This window comes from Marinobacter sp. 3-2 (assembly GCF_003751355.1).
Lineage (GTDB): Bacteria > Pseudomonadota > Gammaproteobacteria > Pseudomonadales > Oleiphilaceae > Marinobacter > Marinobacter adhaerens.
In genome coordinates this window covers 615,690-642,490 of the sequence record NZ_RJUQ01000011.1, presented here as the reverse complement: position 1 = coordinate 642,490, position 26,801 = coordinate 615,690, and the positions used below count along the sequence as shown (strand labels likewise).

General features: G+C 57.4%; 26 protein-coding genes. 13 read left to right on the top strand and 13 right to left on the bottom strand.

Going from position 1 to position 26,801, the window contains the following annotated elements:
* Nucleotides 1-66 precede the first annotated feature (66 nt).
* Together EDB94_RS04710 and EDB94_RS04705 are read left to right on the top strand one after the other, a co-directional pair.
* Nucleotides 67-1,707 (top strand): methyl-accepting chemotaxis protein, encoded by a 1,641-nt coding sequence (locus EDB94_RS04710; protein WP_088556675.1) that lies wholly within the window; start codon nt 67-69, stop codon nt 1,705-1,707.
* Nucleotides 1,708-1,775: 68 nt separating this feature from the next.
* Nucleotides 1,776-2,141, top strand: a complete 366-nt coding sequence (locus tag EDB94_RS04705; protein ID WP_041645407.1) for a membrane protein — start codon at nt 1,776-1,778, stop codon at nt 2,139-2,141.
* A 13-nt stretch (nt 2,142-2,154) separates the two neighbouring features.
* On the opposite strand, the gene EDB94_RS04700 is transcribed toward EDB94_RS04705, so the two are convergent.
* From EDB94_RS04700 to EDB94_RS04680, 5 genes are all read right to left on the bottom strand, one after another.
* The gene (locus EDB94_RS04700) at nt 2,155-3,468 is read right to left on the bottom strand and encodes an MFS transporter (protein ID WP_108017599.1); all 1,314 of its coding nucleotides are present in this window, start codon (nt 3,466-3,468) and stop codon (nt 2,155-2,157) included.
* 83 nt (nt 3,469-3,551) lie between these two features.
* Complete coding sequence (locus tag EDB94_RS04695; RefSeq protein ID WP_108017598.1) at nt 3,552-4,646, bottom strand: DUF1513 domain-containing protein; 1,095 nt, start codon at nt 4,644-4,646, stop codon at nt 3,552-3,554.
* A 13-nt stretch (nt 4,647-4,659) separates the two neighbouring features.
* Nucleotides 4,660-5,694 (bottom strand): imelysin family protein, encoded by a 1,035-nt coding sequence (locus EDB94_RS04690; RefSeq protein WP_108017597.1) that lies wholly within the window; start codon nt 5,692-5,694, stop codon nt 4,660-4,662.
* A 9-nt stretch (nt 5,695-5,703) separates the two neighbouring features.
* Nucleotides 5,704-7,110 carry a di-heme oxidoredictase family protein gene (locus EDB94_RS04685; protein WP_108017596.1) on the bottom strand — a complete coding sequence of 469 codons (1,407 nt, stop codon included), beginning with the start codon at nt 7,108-7,110 and terminating at the stop codon, nt 5,704-5,706.
* A gap of 2 nt (nt 7,111-7,112) precedes the next feature.
* Nucleotides 7,113-8,399, bottom strand: coding sequence for an imelysin family protein (locus EDB94_RS04680; RefSeq protein WP_108017595.1), 1,287 nt, complete (start codon nt 8,397-8,399; stop codon nt 7,113-7,115).
* Nucleotides 8,400-8,592: 193 nt separating this feature from the next.
* Between EDB94_RS04680 and EDB94_RS04675 the strand changes: the two genes are divergently transcribed.
* The 3 genes from EDB94_RS04675 to EDB94_RS04665 are packed head-to-tail and all read left to right on the top strand — an operon-like array spanning nt 8,593 to nt 11,547.
* Nucleotides 8,593-9,432 (top strand): 23S rRNA (adenine(2030)-N(6))-methyltransferase RlmJ, encoded by an 840-nt coding sequence (locus EDB94_RS04675; RefSeq protein WP_108017594.1) that lies wholly within the window; start codon nt 8,593-8,595, stop codon nt 9,430-9,432.
* Nucleotides 9,433-9,458: 26 nt separating this feature from the next.
* Entirely contained in the window at nt 9,459-10,733 is a 1,275-nt protein-coding gene (locus EDB94_RS04670) for a hypothetical protein (RefSeq protein ID WP_260312512.1), read from the top strand.
* Between the two features lie 10 nt (nt 10,734-10,743).
* On the top strand, nt 10,744-11,547 hold the full coding sequence (locus tag EDB94_RS04665) for a mechanosensitive ion channel family protein (protein ID WP_108017592.1): 804 nt from the start codon (nt 10,744-10,746) through the stop codon (nt 11,545-11,547).
* On the opposite strand, the gene dctP is transcribed toward EDB94_RS04665, so the two are convergent.
* Nucleotides 11,521-12,624: a TRAP transporter substrate-binding protein DctP gene (dctP, locus tag EDB94_RS04660; protein ID WP_008174031.1), complete on the bottom strand. Its 1,104-nt coding sequence runs from the start codon at nt 12,622-12,624 to the stop codon at nt 11,521-11,523. The genes EDB94_RS04665 and dctP overlap by 27 nt on opposite strands.
* A 171-nt stretch (nt 12,625-12,795) precedes the next feature.
* Between dctP and EDB94_RS04655 the strand changes: the two genes are divergently transcribed.
* Both EDB94_RS04655 and EDB94_RS04650 read left to right on the top strand, forming a co-directional pair.
* Nucleotides 12,796-13,701, top strand: a complete 906-nt coding sequence (locus tag EDB94_RS04655; RefSeq protein ID WP_053112741.1) for a DMT family transporter — start codon at nt 12,796-12,798, stop codon at nt 13,699-13,701.
* 13 nt (nt 13,702-13,714) lie between these two features.
* Entirely contained in the window at nt 13,715-13,969 is a 255-nt protein-coding gene (locus EDB94_RS04650) for a GIY-YIG nuclease family protein (protein ID WP_014577843.1), read from the top strand.
* On the opposite strand, the gene EDB94_RS04645 is transcribed toward EDB94_RS04650, so the two are convergent.
* Nucleotides 13,947-14,840 (bottom strand): alpha/beta hydrolase, encoded by an 894-nt coding sequence (locus EDB94_RS04645; RefSeq protein WP_108017591.1) that lies wholly within the window; start codon nt 14,838-14,840, stop codon nt 13,947-13,949. The genes EDB94_RS04650 and EDB94_RS04645 overlap by 23 nt on opposite strands.
* 94 nt (nt 14,841-14,934) lie before the next feature.
* Between EDB94_RS04645 and EDB94_RS04640 the strand changes: the two genes are divergently transcribed.
* Nucleotides 14,935-15,942: an alpha/beta hydrolase gene (locus EDB94_RS04640; protein WP_108017590.1), complete on the top strand. Its 1,008-nt coding sequence runs from the start codon at nt 14,935-14,937 to the stop codon at nt 15,940-15,942.
* Nucleotides 15,943-15,989: 47 nt separating this feature from the next.
* On the top strand, nt 15,990-16,637 hold the full coding sequence (locus tag EDB94_RS04635; RefSeq protein WP_227497835.1) for an OmpA family protein: 648 nt from the start codon (nt 15,990-15,992) through the stop codon (nt 16,635-16,637).
* A gap of 66 nt (nt 16,638-16,703) precedes the next feature.
* Here EDB94_RS04635 and serA read toward each other — a convergent pair whose 3' ends face one another.
* The gene (gene serA / locus EDB94_RS04630; RefSeq protein ID WP_008174043.1) at nt 16,704-17,933 is read right to left on the bottom strand and encodes a phosphoglycerate dehydrogenase; all 1,230 of its coding nucleotides are present in this window, start codon (nt 17,931-17,933) and stop codon (nt 16,704-16,706) included.
* 190 nt (nt 17,934-18,123) lie between these two features.
* Between serA and EDB94_RS04625 the strand changes: the two genes are divergently transcribed.
* Together EDB94_RS04625 and EDB94_RS04620 are read left to right on the top strand one after the other, a co-directional pair.
* Nucleotides 18,124-19,527 (top strand): FAD-binding oxidoreductase, encoded by a 1,404-nt coding sequence (locus EDB94_RS04625; protein ID WP_041646296.1) that lies wholly within the window; start codon nt 18,124-18,126, stop codon nt 19,525-19,527.
* Nucleotides 19,527-20,204 carry a Sir2 family NAD-dependent protein deacetylase gene (locus EDB94_RS04620; protein ID WP_108017589.1) on the top strand — a complete coding sequence of 226 codons (678 nt, stop codon included), beginning with the start codon at nt 19,527-19,529 and terminating at the stop codon, nt 20,202-20,204. The genes EDB94_RS04625 and EDB94_RS04620 overlap by 1 nt, the downstream gene beginning before the upstream one ends.
* 3 nt (nt 20,205-20,207) lie before the next feature.
* Here EDB94_RS04620 and EDB94_RS04615 read toward each other — a convergent pair whose 3' ends face one another.
* The 5 genes from EDB94_RS04615 to EDB94_RS04595 form a co-directional block, all read right to left on the bottom strand.
* A complete protein-coding gene (locus EDB94_RS04615) occupies nt 20,208-21,515 on the bottom strand; it encodes an AarF/ABC1/UbiB kinase family protein (RefSeq protein WP_108017935.1) in 1,308 nt (435 codons plus the stop codon).
* A gap of 49 nt (nt 21,516-21,564) precedes the next feature.
* Entirely contained in the window at nt 21,565-22,227 is a 663-nt protein-coding gene (locus tag EDB94_RS04610) for a fumarylacetoacetate hydrolase family protein (protein WP_108017588.1), read from the bottom strand.
* Between the two features lie 23 nt (nt 22,228-22,250).
* A complete protein-coding gene (locus EDB94_RS04605) occupies nt 22,251-22,793 on the bottom strand; it encodes an adenine phosphoribosyltransferase (RefSeq protein WP_008174054.1) in 543 nt (180 codons plus the stop codon).
* Between the two features lie 30 nt (nt 22,794-22,823).
* Nucleotides 22,824-24,122: an NCS2 family permease gene (locus EDB94_RS04600; protein WP_108017587.1), complete on the bottom strand. Its 1,299-nt coding sequence runs from the start codon at nt 24,120-24,122 to the stop codon at nt 22,824-22,826.
* A 151-nt stretch (nt 24,123-24,273) separates the two neighbouring features.
* Nucleotides 24,274-24,891, bottom strand: coding sequence for a trimeric intracellular cation channel family protein (locus EDB94_RS04595; protein WP_008174057.1), 618 nt, complete (start codon nt 24,889-24,891; stop codon nt 24,274-24,276).
* Between the two features lie 193 nt (nt 24,892-25,084).
* On the opposite strand from EDB94_RS04595, the gene EDB94_RS04590 reads away from it, so the two are divergent.
* On the top strand, nt 25,085-25,651 hold the full coding sequence (locus EDB94_RS04590) for a BLUF domain-containing protein (protein ID WP_008174059.1): 567 nt from the start codon (nt 25,085-25,087) through the stop codon (nt 25,649-25,651).
* 146 nt (nt 25,652-25,797) lie between these two features.
* The gene (locus EDB94_RS04585) at nt 25,798-26,778 is read left to right on the top strand and encodes an NADPH:quinone oxidoreductase family protein (RefSeq protein ID WP_108017586.1); all 981 of its coding nucleotides are present in this window, start codon (nt 25,798-25,800) and stop codon (nt 26,776-26,778) included.
* Nucleotides 26,779-26,801 lie beyond the last annotated feature (23 nt).

The window sequence follows — 26,801 nt, the reverse complement described above, 5'->3', positions numbered from 1 at the left end:
TTTAGTCTCCACAATGGCCTTTAATAACAAGATGCTTGCAGAAACAACAAAAAAGACGAGGTTTCCATGGGGTTACTGGATAGGGCTTCAGTTTTATGGGGGATGGCGGTTGCCGGACTTCTTGCAGTCGTCTGCGCAGCGGTGGCGCCGTTGCTAGGTCTTGAAATTACCTCAATGCTCATCGGGCTTGTCGTAGGTCTCGTTGCTGCCGGCGGGTTCATGATTGTTCGTGTCCTGGAGCCGACTGAGCGTGGCCTCAAGGCCTTGAATAACGGCACCCTGGCTGAAGATCATCCACTGCATGCGCAATGTCATCAGTTGCTAGCTGATGCGAGGGCGGGGCGCGCGCTCGTCGAAACGCTTTCCGGTAGCGCTGACAGGAACGCGATTTCCGCCGCCCAGGTGTCTTTCGCGGCCGATCAGTTGAAGCTGCGGCTGGATCGCCAGGTTGAAGAAACTGCGCAAATGGCCGATTACGCGGGGCAGATTACCGAAACCGTGCGGGAATCCTCGGAGCAGGCCACCGATGCAGCCACCATGGCGCTGCAGAACAAACAGGTAAGCACCGAGGGTCGTGAAGCCCTGATCTCCGCCATCGACAGTGTTAGGGAGGTGCACCAGCAGTCCGGGGAAAACCTGCGGCTGATCCAGGAGCTGAATGAGAAGTCCAACAAGATCCAGGGTGTGACCACCACCATCCAGGGTATCGCTGAACAGACCAATCTGCTTGCACTCAATGCCGCCATTGAGGCGGCGAGGGCTGGTGACCAGGGGCGCGGGTTCGCGGTCGTCGCCGATGAAGTACGCCAGCTCGCTGGTCGGACCGCCCAGGCAACCGGTGAGGTCGCAGAAACCCTGGAGGAAATACGCTCGGACACTACGCTGATCGTTTCCCGTATTGAAGACCTGGCCCGCAGCATCGAGGCGGGGCTGACTTCGGTGGAGAGCGTTGGAGAGAGATTGGAACAGATCAGCGATCAGTCGGAGCGTGTACAGCAGCAGGTCGCACGGATAGCCGAGATTGACCAGAACAACGAGCAGAGTCTGGCCCAGGTTTTCTCTGCGATTGAAACCGTGCGTGACCAGATTTCCGAGAGTGATACCAGCGTTTCATCGCTTGCGGAGCAGGCGGCTACGCTGATGGAGCTTGCGGAAAAAGCCAACGCGTCATTCGCATTGAACAGCGAAGCCAGTTATCACCGGCCGTTCTTCGATCAGGCCCGGGCCGGCGCGGACCAGATTGGTCAGATGTTCGAGCAGGCCATCCGCGACGGCAAACTCTCCGAAAGCGCGCTGTTCGACAAGTCCCGTACGCCGATCCCGAATACTCATCCGCCAAAGTACTCCAGCACCTTTGACAAGTTTACCGACCAATATCTGCCTGCTATTCAGGAGCAGGTGAAAAATGCTCACGAGGCCATTGTCTTTGCCATTGCCGCTGCCCCCGACGGATACGTGCCCACCCACAACCGCGATTTCGCCCACGCGCCAACAGGCGATCCCAAGGTGGATCTGGTCAAGAGCAGGAGCAAGCGGCTGTTCAACGACCGTACCGGTATTCGCTGTGGCCAGCATACCGAGACCATGCTCTTGCAAACCTACCGTCGGGATACCGGCGAAATCATGCATGACCTCTCCGTACCAATCTATGTGAATGGCAAACACTGGGGTGGGTTCCGTTTGGGTTATCGTCCGGACAATCACTGACCGCCCGCGGATTTCCGGCGATGGGCGCTGTGGTAGACTCCGGTTAATCGTCAAATAGGAGACCTGCTTTGACTGAACCGGAGTTTATTCCTGCCGACGCGGACCCCGCGTCCCGTCGCTCAGATCCTGCCCGGAACCTGGCGGTAGTAGTCTACATCCTTCAGGCGCTTTCATTCTTTGTTGGAGGCATTACCGGTCTGGTGGGCGTGATCATCAATTACGTCAAACTGGATGACGTGCGTAATACCTGGGTGGAAAGGCATTTCCGCTGGCAGATTCGTACGTTCTGGATAGGCCTGCTCTGGACGGTGATCGGTATTGTTACCACGCCACTGATCATAGGCTGGTTTATTCTTCTCGGTATTTCGATCTGGATTATCTACCGGATTGTAAAGGGGGCGCTCGCTCTGAACGATGGCAAGGCGCCCTCCTGACTGCGCGCCTCGATCAGTCCTCCGTAACTTCTTTGAGTCGTATCGCACTGAACATCCCGGCCAGGCCCATCAGGCCGAGAACCATAATGACCGCGACTGGGGAGATCATTGATACCAGAGCGGTCAGGCCGCCTGTGACAAGCAGCAAAACGCCAATGACCGTGTTGCTCACGGCAGTGTAATCGGTGCGCTTGTTGCCCCCGGCCATATCCACCAGATAGGTTTTGCGCCCCAGCCTGACGCCAGCATGTGCGATGCTGAGCACGAAGAAAGCCACCGGATAAAACCACACGCTGCCCAGGTCTTGCCCCAGGGTAAGTGCTGCAGTGCCGACGATCAGGCAGGTGCCACTGGCCATTGCCGCGCCACGGATCATCACCCTCCGGCTGGACGTGTCCGCCGCCCAGCCCCAGAAACTGGCACTCAGGGAACTTGCGAGACTGCTGGCGAGCAGGAAAATGCCCAGCATCCAGCCGATATCCGACTCCTTTTGTGCCAGGACCACGAAATAGGGAGATGCCAGGGCAGAGCAGAGAAGCAGGGCCCGGGTGATCACGAAATTACGAAAGGGGATGTCATCACGGAGCAGGGACAGGCTGCGGAACGCCTCGTTGATGGCGTTTCCACCGCCACCGGTTTCGCCTTCATGCTCCTGAACTCCGGCAAACAGAAAACCGGCAATTACCCAGAGTGCCCCTGCCAGAAGCAGCAACACGGTGTAGAAGGCAATCGTGGGGTCGCCACGTTCCCAGAATAAAAGGCCGGTTAAAACGACGGTTGCCGTGCCACCGATGGTGGACGCCAGTCCGCCAAGCCTGCCCCGGCGGGTCTTGGGAATGCATTTGCCCTGAACGTCTTTCATGGAGACGGAGCAAAAGCCGCGGGCCAGGGAAAACACAATGAGAGCGGCAATGATCCCGAAGCCGGCTGCATAACCCTCGAAGAACCAGACACTGGCTGCCATCGCCACCACGCTGGCGGCCTGTCCGAAACTGCCCAACGTCCAGAACCACTTGCGAACCGGTTTGCGGCGCACCCAGGCCGCGATGACCATTTGTGGAACGAGAGAGCCGGATTCGCGGATCGGAACCAGCCAGGCCACCAGGGCGGGAGCACCTATGGCACTCATCAACCAGGCCAGCACGGTTTTCGGGCTGATCAGCAGATCGCCCAGCTTGGTCAGTACGTTACTGGCGAGAATGAGGAAAAAATTGCGGGGTACCTCGCGACAGGCCTCTTCAGGAATATCCTTGCAGACCCGGGCATCTTCTTCGTTGGCAATCAGGCCATAAAGTTGTTCGATGGTGTCCTTTCTGCTCTCAGGCAAACCGCTATCCTCCGGAAAATGTGTCGAAAGGATACCAGTGTGGCGCGGTATCCTTAAGTCCGGATTACGGCAACTGCGAGCGATCAGACCAGATGGTGGTCCCAGTGAACGGATAGATCTGCGAGTTCTCTGGCGGGTTTGCCGGCGCCGAGCCGGATAAGTTTTCCCCGTCCGGAGGAAACAAGAAAGTCCCCTCCGGCAAGGGTCTGGATGCCCGCGCAATCGGCGATGTGTGCGCGGCTGACCAGCTCACCGGTCTTGCCCCGAAAGATAATGGCCGTTCCACCAATCGGCGAAGCCGCAGCCACGAGGTCGGTTTCCGGATGCGCAACCACGCTGGAAATGTAGTTGGCCAACGCTGTCCGGGTGTCCTCATCGAATCGGTATTCCCGCAAAGTTCCCTCTTCAAGACGTGCCAACAAAGGCGGCGTTTCGTAGAGTGGGCCCTGGTGCTGATAGGCCACATACACGCGGCCATCGCCGCTGACGCTGACATGGCGGGCGCTTTGCTGGTGGTGGGGCGGCCTGAAACGGCCAACGATTTTGCCGGAGTGACGATTCATAAGTACCAGGGCTGGATCCATGGTGTCCAGATTCAGTTTCATGCGGTCGTAATCCGGGTGAGTGAGGATGCCTCCGAGACCGATCACCAGGGTTTCGCCGTCGGGGTGCAAGGTCAGCTCATGGGGGCCGATTCCCGCCAGATCAAAGGTTTTTGTCCGCCGATAACCCTTTTCGGCATCGTAGACTGCGATGATCCCCGCGCCCTGATCGTACCGGCTGGCGGTGACGTAGAGGTGTCGGCCATCGGTCGAGAACACACCGTGGCCAACAAAGTGTTCGCCCGGCTCGGCTGAAATATGGTGTTTCCGGGCACCTGTAGTGCTATCGAAAACGTAGAATGACCAACCCGGGCGGCGCTCGAAAAACAGGGTCTCTTGCTGGTGCGGTCGGTTGCAGCCGCTATGGCAGCGGGAATCGACAGGCGCCTGCCACACTATCCGGCCGTTGCGGTTGAATGCGCTGACTCCAAAACTGCCATCCGGGAACCCGACGGCGCCGGCATAGCCATCAGGTTGGACTGACGCTTTTCGGGGCAGCAGGGAACAGCCGGTCAGGCCCACGGCAACGCCGCCGGCAATGGACGCCTTGAGAAGGGCTCTCCGGTTCAAAAGCATAGGATCAGGTTCCTCAGTCGCCATCGCTCGAGTTGAAGCCTCGTACTACGCCAAGTGCCACTGCCGCCTGGTCATTCACCAGCGTGGTCAACTGGGAAATATCAACGTAAAGGCTCTGCAGAGCCCGGAACTGGTCTTCTTCTTTCAAAGCCGTTGCCAGGGGTAGGTGGGCACCGGGAAAGTTCTGCTGAACCTCGTTGAATTGTTTGCGAATGCGGTCTGCCAGGTCGGACGCCCCCTTTGCTTCCAGCGAAATTTCGAGCCCTGGTAAAAAGTACCGGTTCAGGCCGTCGACAGTCGCCGCGACAGTCTGCAGGCTTTTGCCGCTGCGCCAGGCGTCCGCGATGTAAGGATTGCGTTTGTTACTGCCGCGAAGACCCATGGGTTGGGCCAGCCTTCTTTCTTCCAGAATTTCCAGTGTTGCCATACCCGCTCGGATAGTGGTGTCGAAGTACTGCTCGGTCTCCAGATAGTGCGGTCTGAAAGACTGCCAGCCAGCCATCAATGCGTCACTGTTGCTTTTCACGTGTTCCGCGACGTTCGTTAGCAGCTCGCAGGTCCGGGCGACTGGGAGTGAAGTTTCCCCGGCATTGAACTCTTGGTCGAACAGCAGATATTCGATCATCGGGAAGCCTTGCACAGCGACACCGGACTGATTGATCACGCTCGGGGTGATCGGTTCGTCGTTTCCGATCAGGTAAGCCGCTTTCCGTGCGATCAGATTCTTCGGATCCGGCCAGAACTGGAACTGCCAGGAAAGGTTGTTGTTTTCGACCGGGCCGAAATCGACTAAGCGCACCTTCTGCCAGGCCAGGAAGGCATTCAGCCAGGCGGCTTCCACGTGTTCCCGGCTTCCCTCGGCTGGATTCTGGCAGTAGTCACGGGCGGATTCAGCCAGCTCTCCCGCTTCTGTGGTCAACGATTGATAGCCGGTCGCAATGCCTTCATACCACTGCTGGCGGGCCTGGGTGTTGGCATCGCTTGCCCACGCCAGGGGCGAGGTTAGTGTCAGGATAGAGGTGCACAGCAGTCTGGTGATCCCTTGCATGGCTGATCCTCAGAGTGAATTCAGGAAATCGATCAGAGCGGATCGATCTTCGGGCGACATCTGGCGGTATCGGTCGGCGGCCGCCTGAGCCTCGCCACCGTGCCAGAGCACGGCTTCTTCCAGAGTTCGGGCGCGGCCGTCGTGCAGGAACCCGGCTTGCGGATTCACCACTTGGGCCAGGCCAATGCCCCAGAGCGGCGGGGTTCGCCATTCATTGCCATTGGCCAGGAATTCATCGCGGCCGTCGGCCAGGGCAGGACCCATGTCGTGCAGCAACAGATCCGAATAGGGCCAGATAGCCTGGTTGCTAAGGTCCGGGCGATCGGCAACCTCGCCGGTCTGATGTCTCGGCGTATGGCAGCCAGCGCAGCCACCTTCGTTGAACAGCCTTGCCCCCTGCTGGACGGATTCAGACCCAATATCTCGACGCGCGGGTATTGCCAGACTCTTGGCGTAGAAAGTCACGAAGTTGGCGACCTTGTCGCTTACCTCCGGTTCACCGCCATGGGTAAACCGCTCACAATTCTGCTCGGGCATGCAGTCGGTTTTCGGTTTCAGAGTAGAAGTCAGCCCCATATCTCCGGCGAACGCACCCATGCTTTGCTGTCGGACATCCGGCTCGGCTGCCTTCCAGCCGAATCGACCGGGCACTGTCTGTTCCGTTGCCAGATCCCAGACCTGGTTAAGCTTTCCGGAGATGCCGTTTCCGTCCGCATCATCAGGGTCATGGCGAGCTTGCAAGTCTTCGATGGGGATGGCTTCCAGCAAACCCATTCCGATCATCTGGGGTGCTACCCGGGGCGATACCAGAAGGTCCTCGGGCAGTGGCCCATAATTTGGGTTCTCAATGCGGTATACAGGCTTGCGCAGTTCCACCACCGTCCCATCCGCAAGAGTTTCCTTCACTGGCGTCCATTCGACGATCAAATCAGCCTCTGGTTTCGCTGCAGGAAGCGCGGCTGTCTGGAGCTGGCTGCCATATACTGGCGCCGGTTTAAAACCGTGTTTGCGCAGAACGTCTGCGTCCAGCTCCGGATCAGCAGGGACTGCCAGTCTCAAAAACAGGGAGACCGGCGGCTCGTCGACACCGGGTGGGTGTCCGCGACCATCCTTGATATGACATCCCTGGCAGGAGTTGGTATTGAACAGCGGGCCCAAGCCGTCACGGGCGTCAGTGCTTGCCGGAGCTTCGACCCAGGGGTTCCGGAAGAAACTGTTGCCGACACTGAAATCCAGACGTTTGGTCATGGACAGATTGCCCTGGGGAAGCGAGTAGGCATTGGTATCTGACTGTTGTACGGTGCCCTCACCACCGGAGGCCGGAGATGTCTGGATCGGATAGCCCGCGTGAGTCTCGGCGCAAACGTGGGCGCTGGCAATCGCCAGCGCCCCGATTAAGGCAAGCGGTTTCATCATGCTCAGAACGCGTGGCCGGCATCATCGGGAGACAGGGCTTCAATACCCAGGTCGCGCGCAGCCTGCTCAATGGAACCGGTCTGTGCGACCAGCGCCATGATAGCGCCGTTGACGATACGAGTTCCCTCGGCATTCCCGGGTGCAATCATGGTGTCAAAAGCCATGGGATTTTCGCTGCTCTCCGCGCGGGCCTTCATTAGCGCCAGGGCTTCCATGGAGGCGTCCAGCTGGTTGTTAAGACGGGCGTCCAGCTCTGGGTCGCTCTGCTGAACCAGGTCAGACAGGGAAGGGCCGGTCACCAGGCTGCCATCCACGCGACGATAGGTACCCGTGTAGACGTTCTGGATACCCTGGCCGTTGTAGTAGTGCGAATTGTGGGTATTGTCGCTGAAGCAGTCGTGCTCGTCCTCATAGGAATTGGCTTCCAGAGCAACCTTCATTCGCTCGCCGGCCAGCTCGCCCAGAGACAGTGAACCCATGCCGAACAGCATTTTCTGAACGCCCTGATTGGCGTCTGCAGCGGTCAATTGCGCCCGGTAGTTGTCACTGGCGCCCGGCGCCCACTGGGCCACCATCCACTCGAGGTCGGATACCAGAAGGTCTGTTACCGCATCCAGGTATTCGCCACGACGCTCACAATTGCCATTTGTGCAATCAGCGCCCTTCGCGTAATCCGTTACCGGACGCTCACCGGCGCCGCTTTCAAAACCGTGGAGATCCTGACCCCAAAGCAGGAATTCAACCGCGTGGTAGCCGGTAGCAACGTTGGCTTCAGAACCGCCAACTTCGTTCAGATCTGCGAGCAGTGCAGGGGACAGAGATGCCACATTCAGTGTTTCACCACCCACATTGATACTGTTGCTTGCGATGATGTTTGCGGTGGCACCGGCGTTGCCCAGCTCGTGCTGGTACCCGTCTGCCTTCACATAATCGATCAGGCCTTCATCAAGCGGCCAGGCGTTCAGCTGGCCTTCCCAGTCATCGACAATAGCATTGCCGAACCGGAACACTTCTGTTTGCTGATAAGGAACTCGAGCTGCCAGCCAGGCTTCTTTTGCGGTCGCCAGATTGGCTTCGGTCGGATTGGCGATCAAGCGGTCAGTTGCTTCGTCCAGCGCGCGGGCGGTGATCAGGGCATCTTCGTAGTTGGCATGAGCCAGATCGGCGTAGTGATCGACCACTGAGTCTTTGGTTGCTGGCTGATAGTCCTTGGTGGACCAGGGATGATTAGCGCAGCCTGCAGTGAGCAGAGCGGTTACTGTCAATGCCAGGGGTGCTGGACGAAACATGGGCGTCATTCCTTTTTCCAAGTTCTGTTAATAGTAGTAATAATGAGAAATATTCGCGTTAAATATTATGAGTTCCGTTTTATCGAAACGCAAGCGGGAAACGGACTCGATCGATCAGGTTTGACGATTGTGCTCTTGCCCCGGGCAACCGTGATCGGGCTTAATGGCCCCGTCACCAGGGAGCTATTCTTGTATGTTGAGTTATTTGCACGCCTTCCACGCCGGCAATTTCGCCGATGTCCAGAAACATGGAGCCCTGGCACTGGTCCAGACCATGATGCGGGCGAAGGCCTCCGGTATTGCCTGTTTCGATACCCATGCCGGCAGTGCCATATACGACCTGCGAAGTGAGCGGGCCCGCAAGACTGGAGAAGCCGACCACGGAGTTCAGAGACTTTGGGGCGCCAGAGATCGGTTGCTGTCCGGGGACTGGAAGCCGTTTCTGGACGTGCTGACAGGATTCAATGCCGGCGGTGGTGAGCTGTCCGTTTATCCCGGTTCTCCTGCGTGGTTTCAGCATTTTCTACGGGATGGAGATGCGCTGACGCTGTTTGAACTGCATCCGTCTGAGGGCGAGCAACTGGCGGACTGGGCTTCCGAGGCTCCCATTCGCGTGCTCAGACGGGACGGCCTGGCAGGTCTGCTAAGACAGTTGCCTCCCAGACAGCCGCGCCTGCTGACGCTGATTGATCCCTCTTACGAGGTCAAAACCGACTACATTGAAGTGGCGCACACTTTGGGGAAAGCATGGCATAAGTGTCGTCATGGCATTTTTCTTGTCTGGTACCCGATACTGACCAGTGGCCTGCAGGAACAGTTGAAAGATGCGGTCAGGGGCACTGATGCGCGCAAGATACTCTGCAGTGAGGTGCATCTGAATAATCCGCCGGAGCGAGGCATGGTCGGATCGGGGATGCTGGTGGTAAACCCACCCTGGGGTTTTGACTCCCGGTTTGCCGCAATGATGAGCGATGTTGCCGGGTCGGACGTTTTGAATTTGTCTCACGATATTGGTTGGCTGGTTCCTGAGTAATTGAAGGGACGGTAAGCAAGGGAGCGATGAGGTTGAAGGATAAGCCAGTAAACAAGGCAGGATCCGTGTGGATGCCCGGCGGCCTGATTCCGGTTGAGCAGTGGAAAGTGCCTGAAACGTCCGTGAGACGTTCACTCAAAGATGCGTTGCGCCATGCCCTGGCCCAGATTCGGGCGGGCGTGGTTGCAGAAAAGGAAGTGTTTGAAAGCCTCGATAACCTTCCGGAACTTTCAGCCGCCCGGCTCGAATCCTTTGCACCGCGGCCAGATCCAAGCGTGCTGGCGGAAGTCCTCTCAAGGGCCCTTGTAGAGCTTGGGCTAAACGATGATTCCGGCAAGAGAGTTGCGTTACTGGTGGCTCCACCGTTCTCGGGTATTCGTTCTGCCCTTGAGTGTTTTCCCGAGCTTGAATTGCAGCAAGAGGGCGAGGCGGGCCGGTGGTCGCTGATCCTGCCACCCGAGAATCTGCTTCTTGATGAACAGGGCGCCAGGGAGTGGTGGGACACGCAGGATCTTTCCAGGCCGTGGGTGATTCCGGAACTGGCTGATTTCTGGCTGCGCCATCTGTCCGGACTGGCTCTGGTTCGGGAATTACTCCGTCGGGTTGCCGCGGGAGGCACTGCTCCTGGTGCTATTGGTTGCTCGAGCTGGTGTTGGCAATTCTGGTCCTCTTACTTCAGGGATGCGCACTTTTCGCCGATGACACCTTCGCCGATGGCAGCAGTCGAACTTGGTGAATGGTTCGAATCCCTTGCTGCCGGTGATAGTGATTACTCAATCACGGCCCGAATGGCAGACGATGGCCTTTGGGTATTGCCGATGACGGAAGGAAATGACGGGAAAAAGCGCAAACACAGTGGCTTTCTCCGGGATCTCACCTCAGTAGCAAGAGGTAATCCCGGTGTTGCGCTGGCCATATGGCGACGCGCGCTGAGAGCCCGCCCTGAAGAAGAGGCGGGCACGGAGGAATCCGGCCCGGGTTCTTCAGACGGCGGTTCAGTCACCCGGGCCTGGGTTATCCCTTTTGATCAATTGGGTTTGCCAGCGGTCCCCCAGAGCCAGGGCGACAACATTGGCCTGCTATTGCACGCCCTGCTGTTGCACGATGGACTGGACGCCTCTCATCTGCAGTTGGTAACAGGGGTCGCGGAACATGAGGCAGGGTTTGTGCTGGCACGTCTGGCCCGCGCGGATCTGATTGAGCAGCAGTCATCTGGTGGTCGCTGGCAAGTCACCGCTCAGGGATACCCCTCGATTCGTCGGCATTTGCAGAGCTGGGGATTTCCGGTCGACACTTTCTAGGAGATGAGTGATGGGTGATCTTGGCATTCGGGAGGCGTTTTCAGCGATCACGTCGGAAGCGTTGCTGGAATCGTTGATGGTTGTGCTGCTGGCGACGGGCCTGATCATCGTAATACAGAAGCTGTTTCCGAGAATCGCAGTTAAACTCGGGGGCAAGCCCCGGTTTTATATCCTGGCGTCGGTGCCCTTGCTGCGATTGATCATTATCGTGGTGACCATCATCGTTGTGGTTCCGATCCTGGTGGAACCTTCGTTCGAGAACATGGTTGCCATTTTCGGAGCCCTGGGACTGGCTCTCGGGTTTGCCTTCAAGGATTACGCGAACAGCCTGATTGCCGGAATCGTAACCCTCTACGAAATGCCGTATCGGCCCGGCGACTGGATCGAGGTGGACGGGCAGTACGGAGAGGTCCGTTCGATTGGCACCAGAGCCGCGGAACTTGTTACGCCGGATGATACCGTGGTGCTGATACCCCACGGCAAACTCTGGGCGTCCCTCATTGCCAACGCCAACAACGGAACGGATAACCTGATGTGCGTGGCGGAGTTCAACCTTGAACCCCACCATGACGTCAGCCGGGTTATGGCGCTCTTGCGGGATGTGGCCTACACCTGTCCTCTTACTCGCACGTTCCGGCCTGTCGTGGTGGTGGTCTCCAACAAACCCTGGGGCATGTGTTATCGGCTGAAGGCATACCCGATCGAGTTGAAGGATCAGTTCCGGTTTATTTCCGAGCTGACTGCAACGGGCGCAAGTGCGTTGGCTTCAGAGGGCGTAAGGTTTGTCTCAGTCCCCGTCACCGGAAACCCCTGAACTTTGCTTGCGGGTTTCCGTTTGCTCAATCAATTGATTCAACCTGCCAAGAATACGCTGCCCGCTTTCACCGGTGCGCTCGAGGTAAATGTCACGCACCGGCATGCTGGCTTCCCGAAACGCCTCGCGTTCTGAATCGGTCAGGCGGACCACTTTCATGTGGCCCCCTTCCAGCATCTGCTCAAGCCGGGTCTGATTCAGCTCCTCCTGAGTCTCCCAGGCGATCTGCGCGACGTCCTTGAGTCCGTTGTCGAGCCATTGTTGCTGGTTTTCGGGCAAGGCGTCGTACCACTCAAGATTCGAGACCACTGAAGCGACGAACTGGGCCGGTCGCGCCAGGGTCATGGTGGTCTGCACTTCGTAGAAATCCATTTCCTCGATGGCGAAAACCGGATTGCTCTGGCCATCGATCTTGCGCAGCTGCAGGTCACTGTATACCTGGGAATAGGGGATCTGGCTGGGCTCGGCACCATAGGCCCGGAAGGTTTCTTCCGCCATGTCGGAGGTCATGGTTCGGATTCGCTGTCCGGTGAAGTCTTCCGGCGACCGCAGCGCCTTGTTAGCTGTCCAGGCCATCCAGCCTTCAGGCACGAAACCCAGCAGTTTCATGTTCTGGTTGGCATAGGGCGATTCAAACAATTCGAGCAATTCTGCACTGGCCAGAATCTCTCGTGTAACGTCGGCGTCGTCCGGAAGAACATAGTGCAGCGTGAAGAGACCGACTTCAGGGATGGTGTTGGCAAGATGCCCGGGGGAGGCGAACGCCAGGCTTATGGAACCATTGCGAACCAGTTCAGTAAGCTGTGCCGAGGTTCCCAGAGAACCGTAGGGAAAAATATCGATTTCAATCCTGCCGTCGGAACGCTCCTCAATCCGTTCCTTCAACGCTTCGGCATAAGCATGCTGAACGCTACCCTCTATCTCCTCAAGGGCAAAACGCCAGGTAACCGGGTAATCGGGGGGTTCCGGGACATCGGCGGTCTCGTCCTCACCGCTGGTCTGGCTGTCTGAACAACCGGTCAGTGCAATGGCCAATGCCAGGCTCAATGGCCAGAACCTGAAACGGACGGTGGGCATAACGGGAACTCCAGTTTTCTCGATCCTTGGTTGATATTGCCATACAAGGTAACACAAGAATGCGCACTGCCGTGGGTTACGGGGTTGGATTGAATTACACTGTCGACCCAGACGATCAAGTGCATACAGGAGACAGTTCATGGAGTTTCAGTGTTGGGCAGGAGGCCGGGAATGACAAACCAGAAGCAGGCGATGCTCTATGGCCTTGGCACGGTGCTGTTGTGGTCTACCGTGGCAACCGCGTTCAAGCTCTCGCTCAGAGAGCTCGCGCCCGTTCAGATGCTGCTGATTGCGTGCAGTGCGTCGGTGGTTGTGATGGCCGTCATCCTGATGCTTCAGGGGCGCTGGCACCTGGTGTTCTCGCTCAGTCGCAAACAGTATGCCCAGTCTTTTGGCATGGGGCTGATCAATCCCTGTCTGTACTATTTCCTGTTGTTCGGTGCCTTTGACCGACTGCCCGCCCAGGAAGCGCAACCGCTGAACTACACCTGGGCTCTGGTGCTGGCCTATATGTCGGTACCCTTTCTGGGGCACCGGCTACGCAAACTGGATATTGTCGCGGGCCTGATCTGTTATGCCGGGGTCGTGGTGATTGCCACCCGCGGGGCTGTCACTTCGCTCAGCTTCGAGGATCCACTTGGCGTTTCTCTCGCCCTCGGAAGCACGGTGGTCTGGGCGTCCTACTGGATTATCGCCACACGGGATACCCGGGATCCGGTGGTTGGCCTGTTCCTGAATTTCCTGTGTGGATTGCCGGTGATTCTGCTGATTTGCTGGTGGACAGAGGGGCTCAGTTTTGCCCCGGGCACGTCGCTGGTTGCAGCGCTCTATGTAGGCGTGTTCGAGATGGGTATCGCTTTCGTGCTCTGGTCCTATGCCATGAAAAAAGCGGAGAACACTTCGAAAGTCAGCAACCTGATTTTTATCTCTCCGTTCCTTTCGCTGGTGTTCATCTACTTTATTCTGGGCGAGCATATCCTGCCCTCCACATACATTGGCCTGGTTCTGATCATGATGGGGCTATGGATTCAGCAGAAAAAAGTGAAGGATCGGGAAGAGGCCCTGAACCTTGGCTGACTGGTTTGTCTACATGGTTCGAACCGCCAGAGGTTCGCTCTATACCGGCATAACTACTGACGTTGAGCGGCGGTTCAATGAACATCAGGGAGGCGCTCCCCGGGGGGCGCGTAGTCTGAGGGGGAAGGGGCCACTGGAACTGGTGTTCAGCGCGCCAGCCGGAGACAGAAGCCGGGCTTCACGGTTGGAGTGGCGCATCAAGCAATGGCCCCGGCCCAGGAAAGAGGCCCTGGCCCGGGGCGAGCTCAGTCTGCCAGATGACGTTTGATGTGTTCGCCTGCGGTTTCCAACGCGGCAGTGGCTCGATCCAGCTGACCACTGTGTACCTGGAAAACGTGCCAAAGACTGTTATAGACCTCAAGGCGGGTTTCCACATCGTTCCGGCTTGCGGCCTCGGCCAGCCGTTCGGCGTCGTTCAGCAGGATTTCCTGGCTGCCTACCTGGATCAACAAGGGTGGCAGGCCGCTTAAATCCCCGAAGATCGGCGAGATCAACGGGTTGGTGAGGGGTTCCTTTCCGGCGTAAAGCCTGGCGGCCTTGCTGGTCCAGCTGGCCTGAAGTACCGGCTCAATTTCCGGCGCATAAAGCTGCTCCTGGGTGAGGTCTATCCAGGGTGAAAACGCCGTCAGCGATGCCGGAAACTGCAGGCCCTTATCGCGCAGTCGCATCGCCAGGGCAACAGAGAGCCCCCCGCCAGCGGAATCGCCGGCGACGGCAATCTGGTCCGGTTTCAGGCCAGCCTCCAGAAGCCCGTTCCAGCAGGCTTCGGCATCATCCAGCGCAGCGGGAAACGGAAACTCGGGCGCCAGCCGGTAATCCGGCGTAACGATGGCGCAGCCGGTTGTTTTCGCCAGATGCCCGGTTATGCCACGGTGGGTACTCGAGGACCCGATGATGTAGCCTCCGCCGTGGAGATAGAGAACGGCGCCCCGGGGATCATTGCCGAAGGTTGTCCTGGTTGCTGGCACTCCCCCAATGGTTATGTTCTCGAATTTCGCGCCTCTCGGTGGTGTCGAACTCCGATAAGCCTGGCGCACAATGCGTCGCTGAAGTGGCACCGGTACCGCCGGGTTGAGAACCGGTCTGACCAGCCGGTTCATGGTCTGGCGCAACGCACTCTCTAAAACGTGTTGCAACATCTGTGTCTTTCCCCTGCTATGGGTTAGGCCCGCTATAGGTTAGGATTGAAACCCCGAAATAGATAACTCATTCATGACAGGCGTTTAACTCTACGTGTACTGGAAAACGGATACCATAGAAATACCGGATTGGGACAGGCACTCACTTCTGGACAGACTCGAACCCTTCGACCCGACCTGCTCGCGTGATCTTAGTGATGAAATGGTGGCCTATTGTCGTTTTTATGGGCTGGATCTCTGGGTGGAACATCCGGACGTTGCTTATCATCAGGGTTACGTCAAAGCCTGCGGTCATGAAGTCATGGTGCATTATTTCCGATTGCCGGACCAGTCAACAGAGCGTGGAACGGTGTTCATTCTGCACGGCTATTTCGACCACGTCGGGTTGTACAGTCAGTTGATCGATCGGTGCCTGGGAGCCGGGTTTGATGTGCTGGCCTACGATCAGCCCGGCCATGGCCTTTCCAGCGGCACGCCCGCAGCCATTGGCAGTTTTCTTGAGTATCAGGGCGTTCTGTCAGACGTGATGGCTCAGGTCAGGGACAAGTTGCGTCAGCCCTGGTTCGCGGTTGGGCAGAGCACCGGTGGAGCGATCCTGATTGATTATCTGTTGTCCAACCATCACAGCCAGCAAACCTCCGACTTCCGGAAAGTGGTGCTTCTGGCGCCCCTGGTGAGGCCGGCCGGCTGGTTGGGCGCAAAAATACTGCATAGCATGGTGAAGCCGTTTATTTCCCGCTGGCGCAGGGTATTTGCAGAGAACAGTGGCAACGGTCGTTTCCTCAGGTTCTTGCGGGAGTACGACCCGCTTCAGGCGAGGGCAGTGCATGTCGACTGGGTGAGTGCACTCCGAAAATGGGTCCCCCATATCGAATCTGCGCGGCCGGTCGACTTTCCGGTGACCGTCGTGCAAGGTGAGAAGGATCTGACAGTCGACTGGCAACACAATTTGCGTATTATCCGGAATAAATTTTCCTCGGTTGAGGAACGGAAAATCCCTGACGGACGTCATCATCTTGTGAACGAAGCTCAGGATTTGCAGGCAACCGTATTCAATACCATTATTGATACATTCACGAACTCGGCGGAAAAGACCCGTTAAACCGGGTTGGCTGAAGAAACCAGGCACAGGAGAAAGCTGTGAAGAAGATGATTCTTGTATTTATGGTGGCAACTTTCGGTCTCGGCGGTTGTATGACCTACGACCCCTACACCGGTGAAGAGAAAACTTCGAATGCGACCAAGGGAAGCATCATCGGCGCTATTGGCGGTGCGGCTATCGGTGCGGCAACCTCCAGCAAGAGTGACCGCGGAAAAGGTGCCCTGATTGGTGCGGCCAGCGGCGCGGCCATTGGCGGTGGCGTTGGTTACTACATGGACAAACAGGAAGCCGAGCTGCGTCGCAAGCTGGAGGGCACTGGTGTTCGCGTGGTGCGCAACGGCGATGAGATTGAACTGGTGATGCCAGGCAATATCACCTTTGATCTGAATGAATCGAGCATCAAGCCGTCATTCAGCGGAACACTGGAATCCGTGGCTCTGGTACTGAAGGAGTATGACAAGACCATCATCCAGATTGAGGGGCATACCGACAGCTCCGGCTCTGACAGCTACAACCAGCTGCTCAGTGAGCGTCGCGCCTCATCTGTGCGTGACTTCCTCCTGAACCAGGGTATTGAGCCGAAGCGTACCCGTGCTGTTGGCTACGGCGAACGCTACCCGGTTGCCTCAAATGATACCGCGGCCGGCCGTGAGCAGAACCGTCGTGTTGAGCTGACGCTGGTGCCCATGCAGTAAGCAGGGCGTTCGCAGCCATAAAAAAACCGGAGCACAGGCTCCGGTTTTTTTATATCTGGCCGTTAATCAGAACAGTACGCGGCAGCGAATGGTCCCTTTCACTTTGAGCAGCTTTTCCTGCGCCAGTTCGCCGTACTCTTTGTTCACGTCGACGACAACATAGCCGATGTCCTCCTTGGTCTGCAGATACTGGCCGCAAACGTTGATGCCATTCTCTGAAAACACCTGGTTGATCTCTGACATCACGCCGGGAACGTTCTCGTGGATATGCAGCAGACGGTGCTGATTGGGGTGTGACGGCAGAGCGACTTCCGGGAAGTTCACGGAAGAAACCGACGTGCCGTTGTCGCTGTACATGGCCAGTTTTTCTGCCACTTCCCGACCGATGTTTGCCTGGGCTTCGATGGTGGAGCCGCCAACATGAGGGGTCAGGATGACATTGTCGAACTCCCGCAGCGGAGAGACAAATTCCTCGTCGTTGGATTTGGGCTCAACCGGGAATACGTCAATGGCAGCACCGAGCAGTTTACCGCTCCCCAGAGCATCGGCCAGGGCATCGATGTCCACCACGGTGCCGCGGGACGCATTCATGAGAATGCTGCCGGGTTTCATCTGGGCGAACTGCTCGGCCTTGAACATGTACTTGGTGGCCGGGGTTTCCGGCACATGCAGGCTGACGACATCGGCAATGTTGAGCAGCTCCTGGAGCGTACCTACCTGGGTGGCGTTGCCGATCGACAGTTTTGAGACGACATCGTAGAAGTACACATCCATGCCCAGGCCCTCGGCCAGGACGCTGAACTGGGTGCCGATGTTGCCGTAGCCGATAATGCCCAGTTTTTTGCCACGGATTTCATAGCTGTCCTTGGCGGATTTCAGCCACTCGCCGCGATGGGCCTTGGCGTTTTTCTCCGGGACACCGCGCAGGAGCAGAATGGCCTGGGCGAGAACGAGTTCCGCGACGCTCCGGGTGTTGGAGAAAGGCGCATTGAAAACGGCAATACCGCGCCGGGTGGCCGCCTGCAGATCCACCTGGTTGGTGCCAATACAGAAGCAGCCCACAGCCACCAGCTTCTTGGCGGCTTCAAATACTTTCTCGGTCAGCTGGGTGCGGGAACGGATGCCGACGAAGTGCGCATCGGCAATCTTCTCGATCAACTCTTCCTCGGCCAGCGAGTGAGACAGGTACTCAATGTTGGTATAGCCCGCAGCATTCAGCGTATCAATGGCAGATTGATGCACGCCTTCCAGCAGCAGGATACGGATTTTGCTCTTCTCAAGAGACGTATTTGACATGGGCTTGCTTCCGAACCTTTCGTCACGTGAAATGACCCGTGGCCAGTGATCGTCAGGGCTGGCTCACAGAACAGGGGCGGTATGATACCATAAACAAAGATTTTCACAGCGCGCCGGTTTGCCTGAATCAACTGTCTGTGATTCCTGTTGCAGGATGCTCCGGCCCAAACCTGACGAGACCGAAAAATTCATGAATTCTGAACAGATCATTGCTTCCCTCAAAGACCTGATGGCCACCGGCGACGCGCCCGGCAAGGTGCTGACCGACCCGGCGGATCTGGACACTTATGGCAAGGACTGGACCAAGATCTACCCGCCCAAGCCCCTGGCGATCGCGTTGCCCAAGACCACCGAGCAGGTGCAGGCGCTGGTGAAGTTCGCCAACGAGAATCAGGTGGCACTGGTGCCCTCTGGCGGCCGGACAGGTCTGAGTGCCGGTGCTGTGGCCGCCAATGGTGAGGTGGTTGTGGCGTTCGACAACATGAACCAGATTCTGGATTTCAATGCCAGCGACAGGACGGTTCGGTGTCAGGCCGGTGTTGTGACCGAGCAGTTGCAGAATTGTGCTGAAGACAACGGTCTTTACTATCCGGTTGATTTTGCCTCCGCCGGTTCCAGCCAGCTCGGTGGCAACCTCTCCACCAACGCCGGCGGTATCAAGGTGATTCGCTATGGTATGAGCCGGGACTGGGTTGCCGGCCTCAAGGTCGTGACCGGCAAGGGCGATATTCTGGATCTGAACAAGGATCTGGAGAAGAACAACACGGGTTACGATCTGCGTCATCTGTTCATCGGCGCGGAGGGCACACTTGGCTTCATCACCGAAGCCACCATGAAATTGTCCCGGAAGCCGGATAACCTGACGGTGCTGGTGCTGGGTCTGAATGACCTGACCAACACCATGGATGTGCTGCAGACTTTCCAGAAAAAGATTGATCTCACCGCCTACGAGTTTTTCTCCCATCAAGCCATGGGACACGTCCTGGCCCACGGTCAGGTTCAGGCGCCGTTTGAAACCGAGGCGCCGTATTATGCGCTGCTGGAGTTCGAATCTGTCTCTGATCAGGTGATGGACGATGCCATGGCTCTATTTGAACAATGCGTGGAGAACGGGTGGGTGCTCGATGGCGTGATCAGCCAGAGCGAAACCCAGGCCCAGAACCTCTGGCAGCTGCGCGAGCGCATTTCCGAGTCCATCGCGCCCCGCACGCCCTACAAGAATGATATTTCCGTGGTCGTATCCAAGGTGCCGGGCTTCCTGCAGGAAATTGATGCCGTGGTCACCGAGCACTACCCGGATTTCGAGATTATCTGGTTCGGGCACATCGGCGATGGCAACCTGCACCTGAATATCCTCAAGCCAGAGGACATGGCCAACGAGGATTTCTTCGAGAAGTGCCAACAGGTAAACAAATGGGTGTTCGAGATTGTCGAACGCTACCAGGGCAGCGTGTCTGCCGAGCACGGCGTGGGTATGACCAAGAAGCCGTATCTGCAGTACACCCGTAGCGAGGCAGAAATCGCTTACCTGAGGGGAATCAAGCAGGTATTCGATCCCAACGGAATCATGAACCCGGGCAAGATTTTCGACTGATGCAGGATCATATCGTAGTGCTGACAGGCGCGGGCATAAGCGCCGAAAGCGGTCTCTCCACCTTCCGGGACAACGGTGGGTTGTGGGAGCAGCACAGCGTCTACGATGTGGCTACGCCCGAGGCGTTTGCGCGCAATCAGGAGCTGGTGCTGCGGTTCTACAATGACCGACGCCGCCAGCTCGCCTCTTCCCAGCCGAACCGGGCCCATCAGCTGCTGGCGGAGCTTGAGCAGCGCTACCGGGTCACCGTGGTCACCCAGAACGTGGACGATCTCCACGAACGGGGTGGCGCGAGCAACGTCATTCATCTGCACGGTGAGCTTACCAAGGCGCGCAGTTCAAAATATCCGGAGCTGGTTTATGACATCGGTTATCGTGATATTAACCCGGGCGACACCTGCGACCGTGGCGCCCAGCTTCGTCCTCATATTGTCTGGTTTGGCGAGGAAGTGCCCATGCTGGACAAGGCTGCCGAAGTTGTCCGCACGGCCGATCACCTGCTGATCGTGGGAACGTCTCTGCAGGTATACCCGGCTGCAGGACTGGTTTACGAAGTGGACAGAGATGTCCCCATCACCGTGATTGACCCGGGCGAGCCGGCGTCAGTGTCACGGGCCCGGTTTATTCGCAAGGGTGCCGTCGAGGGTGTTGCCGAGTGGGTTGCCCATTACCTGTAGGGTTCAGGCTTTCAGGTACCTTTCCAGTTCTTCCCTGAACGCGGCCTGAACACCCAGCCGCTTCAGCATCCAGTAATGACCGGCAATCATCCGGTCGATAAAGATGCTTTCCACCGGCGGCTTGAAGTAGTCGAGGTATTTGAACACGGTGCTGGTTTTCTCGGCCACGCGCTTGTGGATGTCGGCTTCTGCGAAGTTATAGGGCACCTCCCGATCCTCGAAGGGCACCACCAGAATGTCCCGCCACATAGCGTAGTAGGCTTCATCCACCGCTGGCTGGCTTCCGACACGCGCGCCCAGGTCAATCAGATGACGGTCAAGCGCTTCGTAGTCTTCCTCGAGGGCAGAAACCAGGGCGTTGCGGTAGGCGGCGATGATTTCCGGTTTCAGCTTCTTTACGCAGCCGAAGTCGTACATGACGATGGAGCCATCAGGCCGGTAGGCGAAGTTGCCGGCGTGGGGATCGCCATGGATGCACTGGAAACGGAAAAGCTGGTCCGCCATGAGCATGAAGATCCGGTGACCTATCAGGTTGATGGTGTCCTGGTCGTACCGGTCTCTCGTAACCTTGCTGACGTGATCTCCCTCAACCAGTTCCATCGTCAGGACACGTCGGGTTGAGTGGCTCTTCGCCACGGAAGGGATGAGCACCCAGGACTGATCCTTGTGGAACTCCCGAAAGAGTTCGATATTTCGTGCTTCGTTCTCGTAATCCAGTTCTTCTTTCAGTCGCTCCCGGATTTCGGCGAACAGCCGGTCGACCGACTCCTTGGGCATTTTCAGCAGGCCGCCCAATCTCAGTGCCATGCGCAGTTGTTTGAGATCTGAATCGCAGGATTCGTCCACGCCGGGGTACTGGATTTTCACAATGACATCGGTGCCATCGTGGAGTCTGGCGCGATGCACCTGGCCGATGGAAGCCGCAGCGTAGGGTGTCTCCTGCAGGTACTCGAAAAGCTCGGAGACCGGTTTCCCCAGTTCCGATTCGATCTGCCCCACGATGACCTCAAAAGGCATGGGCGGGGCTTCTTTCTGAAGCTTCTCGAGCGCGTCCGAAAATTCCTTGGGCAGAAAGTCCTGGGTCTGGGAAGCGATTTGTCCGACTTTCATGACCGCCCCTTTCAGCTCGCCCAGGGTATCGGCGATCTGGTCGGCCATGCGTGTGTAGCTCTCGCTCTGGGCGCCCTCGTCATTTTCTGAGCGGAACAGGCGGCGCGCACGCTGGCCGGCATATTGCCCTGCCACAGAGGCAGTCATGCCAGCGAGTTTGAAGAAGCGACCACGTCGGGAAGTTACCGGTTTCTTTGCCATAAACAGATGTACGCCTTTGACCGGATTTGGGTTTAGCCGGCCCTGCACGTTAAACCACTTTGGTCTCCACGAACAGCAGGTCTTCCAGTTCAAGCGACAGGGTCTGGCCAGAAACCAGCGGGCCCACGCCTTTTGGTGTTCCTGTCAGCACCACATCGCCGGGCAGCAGAGTGAACTGGCTGCTGATGTGAGCGATCAGGGGAATGATGGGGTTGAGCATATCGCCAGTATCGCCGGTTTGCTGGCGGTTGCCATCAATGTCCATTGTGAAGTGAATGGGGGCATCGGGAAACTTATCGGCCGGGACAAACGGCGAAAGCGGACAGGCACCATCGAACCCCTTCGCTCTTTCCCAGGGCTGGCCCTTTTCTTTGAGTTTGCCCTGGAGATCCCGCAGAGTCAGGTCCAGTGCCAGACCGTAGCCCAGTATCGCGGATTTGGCTTCGCTGGCTGAAGCCTGGGTCAAGGGGCGACCGATCAGAACCGCCAGTTCGGTCTCGAAGTGAACCGCCCCCTGGTCTCTTGGAAAATCCAGGGGACGGGTGATATGCACCGCCGAGGTTGCGGGTTTGATGAACAGCAGCGGTTCATCCGGCACCGGGTTATTGAGCTCCCGGGCATGCTCGGCGTAGTTGCGACCAATGCAGACGATCTTTCCCAGTGGCAGATGGACGGGTGTGCCATCCTTCCAGTGGTGTTGGTAATCCGGCATGGTCGTCTCCTGATTGCTGTTGATTATTCCCCTTCAAACGAGCAAACAGTATAAACCTGAAGGCCTTCGTCCTGCAGCTTGCGGGAGCCGCCGAGATCGGGCAGATCAATCATGGCTGCCACTTCCACAATTTCCGCGCCAATCCTGCGGATCAGACGGGTTGCGGCGAGCATCGTGCCGCCAGTGGCAATCAGATCATCCACCAGAACCACGTTGTCGCCCGGCTTGAACGCGTCCTTGTGCAGCTCTACGGAGGCAGTACCGTATTCAAGCTCGTAGTCCTCCACCAGCGTATCGAACGGCAGCTTGCCTTTCTTGCGGACAAGTACCAGGGACGCGTTGAGCTCATAGGCCAGTGCCGAGCCAATGATAAAGCCGCGCGCATCCACCGCTGCCACGGCATCAATCTTGTGGCCGTGGTAGCGGTGTACGAAGGCATCAATCAGTTTCCGGAAGGCAGTCTTGTCCTGCAGTACCGTGGTTATATCGCGAAAGGCCACGCCCGGCTTTGGCCAGTCCGGGACCGTGCGAATGGCCTTTTTGATGCTTTCAGAAAAATAATCCATAAACGTTCCGGTTAATGCCCTGGAGGCGGATCAGGCCGCATCCAGGAAAATGAATTTCAGAACAAACACAACCGCAATGATAACAACACTGGCGTTCAGATCTGCCCAGCGGCCACTGAGTGCCTTCAGAATGGCGTAGGTGATGAATCCCAGGGCGATGCCGTTGGCAATGGAGAAGGTCAAAGGCATCATCAGGGCGGTGACAACAGCCGGGGCTGCATCAGTGACATCCTCCCAATCAATCAGTTTGAGGCCGCTGGCCATCAGAACCGCCACGTAAAGCAGTGCCGGTGCGGTGGCGTAGGCAGGGATGATGCTGGCGATCGGTGACAGCAGCAAACAAGCAAGAAACAGCGCGGCAACCACGACAGCGGTCAGGCCGGTTCGGCCGCCGGCGGAGATGCCCGCGGTGGATTCGATGTAGCTGGTGGTGGTTGAGGTACCGAGGGCGGCACCGGACATGGTCGCAATCGAGTCTGACATCAGGGCCCGGCCGAGGCGCGGCAGTTTGCCGTCCTTGTCGAGGAGGCCACCGCGCTGTGCGGCGCCGATCAGGGTGCCGGATGTATCAAACAGATCGACGAACAGAAACGCAAAGATCACGCTGATCATGCCGATATTCAGGGCGCCCGCCAGGTCCAGCTGCATGAACGTCGGCGCTATGCTCGGGGGTGCTGAAACCAGACCGTTGTACTCCACCATTCCCAGAGCCATGGCTACGCCGGTAACCGCAATAATACCAATCATGACGGCGCCGGTTACCTGGCGGAAGGACAGTGCGCAAATCAGCACGAAGCCGCCGAAAAACAGCAGGCTCTCTGCCACTTTCACTTCGCCCAGCCCCACAAGCGTGGCGGGGTGATCCACAACAATGCCGGCATTCTTCAGGGCGATCAGGGCCAGGAAGAAGCCAATGCCCGCGGAGATGCCGAAGCGCAGGGACATGGGAATGCTGTTGATGATCCATTCCCGCACCTTGAAGATGCTCAGCAGGAAGAACAGGAAGCCGGAAATGAACACCGCTCCGAGCGCTATCTGCCAGCTGTAGCCCATGCTGCCGACGACCGTGAAGGAGAAAAAGGCGTTTAGCCCCATGCCTGGTGCCATGGCGATCGGGTAATTGGCCCACAGCCCCATGATCAGGGTGCCGATCACGGCTGCAAGACAGGTCGCAACAAAGACAGCCCCGAAATCCATGCCGGTCGATGACAGGATGCTCGGGTTGACCACGATGATGTACGCCATGGTCAGGAAGGTGGTAATGCCCGCAACCACTTCTTTACGAACAGTGGTGCCGTGGGCCTGGAGTTGGAACAGTCGTTCAAGCATGACGGGTGTCTGCCTCACAGGATGCTGAAAGTTTGTGTTTGGGGGTCTGGTCTGGACGGAATTCTTGAATTGCGTGAAAAAACGGCAATATTACCGGCTCAGCCTCCTGAGGCCAAGGGATGATTGACAGTTCGTCAAAGCGAATGTGGCGTTAGTTGCTGTGAGAGTCACGCTGGAGCCGGATATCGAAGCGGACCGCCAGCATCCGCACGATGACGATAAAAAGCAGGCCAATGGTCAGCGGCAGGACCTCGTTGTCGAGGAACCACTGGCAGACAAAGTACAGCCAGCATCCGGCGAATGAGATCGAGGCGTAGATCTGGTCTTTGCGAAAGATATAGGGGACCTCGTTACAGAGGGTATCCCGCAGGGCGCCGCCAAAGGTGCCCGTCATCACTCCTAGCAGGGAAGCGACAAACCAGGAATGTCCCAGATCCAGGGCCAGTTGGGCGCCAAGGATGGAAAAAACGCCGAGTCCGATGGCGTCGGGGAACACAATTCTTGACTCCCGCAGCCGCTCTGCTTTTTTCCAATAGCTGAAGACAACCGCCATGGCCAGAATCAGCATCGGTTGCTCTTCGTGCTTGATCCAGTAAAGAGGGTGGTTGTCCATGATCAGATCGCGCAGGGTGCCACCACCGAGTGCCGTGATGAAGCCGATGGTAAATACGCCCACAGGATCCATATTTTTGGAGCGCGCCACGATCATGCCGGAAATCGCAAACGCGACGATTCCAACCATTTCAAGCACGTAGATGATGTCGATCATGGCGAGCCCCGAGATAGGCCAGGAGTGGCCGGATGCCTAAAGTCAAAGCGCGCAGAATAGCGAAAAAGCGGATGGCTTTCACCTGAGGCCAGATAGGTGTTAGAAAGCGCGGGCCTCCGGACTGTGATCCATAGCGACAGTTCTGAACGTATCTTGCATTCAAATTACCTGTATCCTGTTGTACGGAGTTGCTATGTCCCTGATGCGTCTGGCCTATGCCAGTGAAGCCACGTTCGAAGCCAAACCGGTGGAAAAGGGTGTTGAACCCCACGTTGCACGAATTCTGATGACCTCCCGTAAGAACAATGCCAAAGACCAGTTGGTCGGTGGCCTCTACTACGGAAACGACCGGTTTTTCCAGTATCTGGAAGGTGAAGAGGACGCCGTCCGTCGCACGTATGACAGGATCCTGAAGGATGACCGCCACCGCAACATCGTCACCTTGATAGAAGAGCCCCTCAAGAGCCGAACGTTCAGTAACTGGTCCATGAAATACGTGCCGCTTTCGAGGGACGTTCGGGCATTTCTGGATGATCAGGGACTTGAATCCTTTGATCCGGCCGCGTTCACCTCTGAACAGTGCGAGAAAATGATCGAGCTCGTTCGCAACTCCAGCCAGGAACAGAATCTGTCTACCCGTGATGATCCTAAATCTGTCGGCGACGCGCCTCAGGTGCTGTCCTCAGGAATGAAAACTGGCCTGATTGTGGCCGGGGTGGTTCTGGTTGGCGCTCTCGTGATCGGCGGGACCATGCTCTGAATGGACTCGCTCTGAGAAATAAGCGCCGCTTATGCGCTTAGATAAAAGAACTTTATTTGCTTCATGTTAAGACTCTGTTTAGCTTGACGGATAACAATCACAGGCGCCTGCCGCCTGGAATCCGATCAAACAAAAACGGAGCACTCATGAAAGCCATCCTCTGCAAGGAATATGGTCCGGCCGAGAAGCTGGTCATCGAAGAAGTTCCCAGCCCCGAAGTGAAAGGCCGCGGTGTCAAAGTGCGCGTTAAAGCCGCCGGCCTGAATTTTCCGGACACCCTCATCATCGAGAACAAATATCAGTTGAAGCCGAGCCTGCCTTTTTCTCCGGGTGGCGAAATGGCGGGTGAGGTTATCGAGGTTGGCGACAAGGTAACCCGCTTCAAGGTAGGCGACCGTGTTGCTGGGCTGACAGGTTATGGCGCCTTTGCCGAAGAAGTCATCGTGCCGGAGCAGAATCTTCTCCCCGTCCCTGATGGCATGTCCGACGAGAAGGCTGCGGCCTTCACCATGGTTTATGGAACTTCCTATTACGCCCTTAAGCAGCGCGGCAACCTTCAGCCTGGCGAATCGCTTCTGGTTCTGGGCGCTAGCGGTGGCGTGGGCCTGGCAACGGTTGAGCTCGGCAAGGCCATGGGCGCGAAGGTTATTGCAGCCGCCAGTTCGGCTGAAAAGCTAGCGGTTGCCAAGGAAGCAGGCGCAGATGAGCTGATCAATTATGCCGAAGAGCCTCTTAAAGACGCGGTGAAGAAGCTTACTCACAGCAAAGGCGTGAATGTCATCTACGACCCCGTAGGCGGTGACTTCACCGAACAGGCCCTCCGCGCCATGGGCTGGAATGGCCGCCACCTGATCATCGGCTTCGCGGCCGGCGAGATTCCGAAAATCCCGGCAAATTTGACTCTTCTGAAAGGTTGTTCCGTTGTTGGCGTATTCTGGGGCAGTTTCACACAACGCGAGCCGGAGGCCAGCGCCCAGAACATGATGGAGCTGATGAAGCTCTATGCAGAGGGCAAGATTGATCCGAAGATCAGTGCTGTCTATGACTTTGAGGATTACGCAAAGGCTCTGGGGGCTTTGACCGAGCGGAAAGCGACCGGCAAGGTTGTGCTTAAAGTCGGCTCCTGAGTTTTATCGAAGCCTGAAAGCTT

Coding starts and splice junctions, on each gene's coding strand:
- EDB94_RS04710 (WP_088556675.1), top strand. CDS start 67: ATGGGGTTACTGGATAGGGCTTCAGTTTTATGGGGGATGGCGGTTGCC.
- EDB94_RS04695 (WP_108017598.1), bottom strand. CDS start 4,646: ATGCTTTTGAACCGGAGAGCCCTTCTCAAGGCGTCCATTGCCGGCGGC.
- EDB94_RS04690 (WP_108017597.1), bottom strand. CDS start 5,694: ATGCAAGGGATCACCAGACTGCTGTGCACCTCTATCCTGACACTAACC.
- EDB94_RS04685 (WP_108017596.1), bottom strand. CDS start 7,110: ATGATGAAACCGCTTGCCTTAATCGGGGCGCTGGCGATTGCCAGCGCC.
- EDB94_RS04680 (WP_108017595.1), bottom strand. CDS start 8,399: ATGTTTCGTCCAGCACCCCTGGCATTGACAGTAACCGCTCTGCTCACT.
- EDB94_RS04675 (WP_108017594.1), top strand. CDS start 8,593: ATGTTGAGTTATTTGCACGCCTTCCACGCCGGCAATTTCGCCGATGTC.
- EDB94_RS04670 (WP_260312512.1), top strand. CDS start 9,459: ATGAGGTTGAAGGATAAGCCAGTAAACAAGGCAGGATCCGTGTGGATG.
- EDB94_RS04665 (WP_108017592.1), top strand. CDS start 10,744: ATGGGTGATCTTGGCATTCGGGAGGCGTTTTCAGCGATCACGTCGGAA.
- dctP (WP_008174031.1), bottom strand. CDS start 12,624: ATGCCCACCGTCCGTTTCAGGTTCTGGCCATTGAGCCTGGCATTGGCC.
- EDB94_RS04655 (WP_053112741.1), top strand. CDS start 12,796: ATGACAAACCAGAAGCAGGCGATGCTCTATGGCCTTGGCACGGTGCTG.
- EDB94_RS04650 (WP_014577843.1), top strand. CDS start 13,715: ATGGTTCGAACCGCCAGAGGTTCGCTCTATACCGGCATAACTACTGAC.
- EDB94_RS04645 (WP_108017591.1), bottom strand. CDS start 14,840: ATGTTGCAACACGTTTTAGAGAGTGCGTTGCGCCAGACCATGAACCGG.
- EDB94_RS04635 (WP_227497835.1), top strand. CDS start 15,990: ATGATTCTTGTATTTATGGTGGCAACTTTCGGTCTCGGCGGTTGTATG.
- serA (WP_008174043.1), bottom strand. CDS start 17,933: ATGTCAAATACGTCTCTTGAGAAGAGCAAAATCCGTATCCTGCTGCTG.
- EDB94_RS04625 (WP_041646296.1), top strand. CDS start 18,124: ATGAATTCTGAACAGATCATTGCTTCCCTCAAAGACCTGATGGCCACC.
- EDB94_RS04620 (WP_108017589.1), top strand. CDS start 19,527: ATGCAGGATCATATCGTAGTGCTGACAGGCGCGGGCATAAGCGCCGAA.
- EDB94_RS04615 (WP_108017935.1), bottom strand. CDS start 21,515: ATGGCAAAGAAACCGGTAACTTCCCGACGTGGTCGCTTCTTCAAACTC.
- EDB94_RS04610 (WP_108017588.1), bottom strand. CDS start 22,227: ATGCCGGATTACCAACACCACTGGAAGGATGGCACACCCGTCCATCTG.
- EDB94_RS04605 (WP_008174054.1), bottom strand. CDS start 22,793: ATGGATTATTTTTCTGAAAGCATCAAAAAGGCCATTCGCACGGTCCCG.
- EDB94_RS04600 (WP_108017587.1), bottom strand. CDS start 24,122: ATGCTTGAACGACTGTTCCAACTCCAGGCCCACGGCACCACTGTTCGT.
- EDB94_RS04595 (WP_008174057.1), bottom strand. CDS start 24,891: ATGATCGACATCATCTACGTGCTTGAAATGGTTGGAATCGTCGCGTTT.
- EDB94_RS04590 (WP_008174059.1), top strand. CDS start 25,085: ATGTCCCTGATGCGTCTGGCCTATGCCAGTGAAGCCACGTTCGAAGCC.
- EDB94_RS04585 (WP_108017586.1), top strand. CDS start 25,798: ATGAAAGCCATCCTCTGCAAGGAATATGGTCCGGCCGAGAAGCTGGTC.